The 488-nt window shown below is 50.6% G+C and carries 1 protein-coding gene; it reads right to left on the bottom strand.

Going from position 1 to position 488, the window contains the following annotated elements; genetic code table 11:
• Window positions 1–383: F-box protein (locus D7V77_RS46150; protein WP_147452378.1), on the bottom strand; the 383-nt coding region annotated here is incomplete at its 3' end.
• Window positions 384–488 lie beyond the last annotated feature (105 nt).

The following is a 488-nucleotide window of genomic DNA, read 5'->3' as shown; positions in this document are numbered from 1 at the left end:
TACTTAAGCTGTATTAGGCTACTGAGAAAATAGTTCATGATAAGTACGTACAGTACCTGGGACTCTGATTGTACTTGGACTTCCAATACCCTCGTGTCAATGTCGAAGAACTGCGGTCCAAAAGCCTCTCGAAGTAAGGGGTTCTTATGCTTCTCAGCGAATGGGCTGCCGTGGTGCCCGACGAAGAAGAGGTGTTTATGAAGCTCTGGAGACCGTGTGATCACGCTCTGCCAATCGCGGCAGACGCGCTGGGCCGAGACGAGCAGATCGCGCGGGGTCAGATGGATGAGGATGCATTCTAGAATCTCTGGTAGATGTAACACTGCAGCAGAAGCAGCAGCTGGAGCTTCGGGTCTAGTAGTAGCTGCTAGCTGTCGAGCCATTTTTCTTTCCCATCGCGGGATCTCGGAGTTGAGATCCGTTAATCTCAGGAACGATGGCAATCTCCAACGTGTCCTTCCAATTCTCTAGCCGCTGGATATATCTTT

This window comes from Corallococcus sp. CA041A (genome assembly GCF_003612075.1).
In the GTDB taxonomy this organism is placed as follows: Bacteria; Myxococcota; Myxococcia; order Myxococcales; family Myxococcaceae; genus Corallococcus; species Corallococcus exiguus.
Note: the sequence above shows the minus strand (reverse complement) of the source record. Positions and strands in the feature narration are given on the sequence as shown.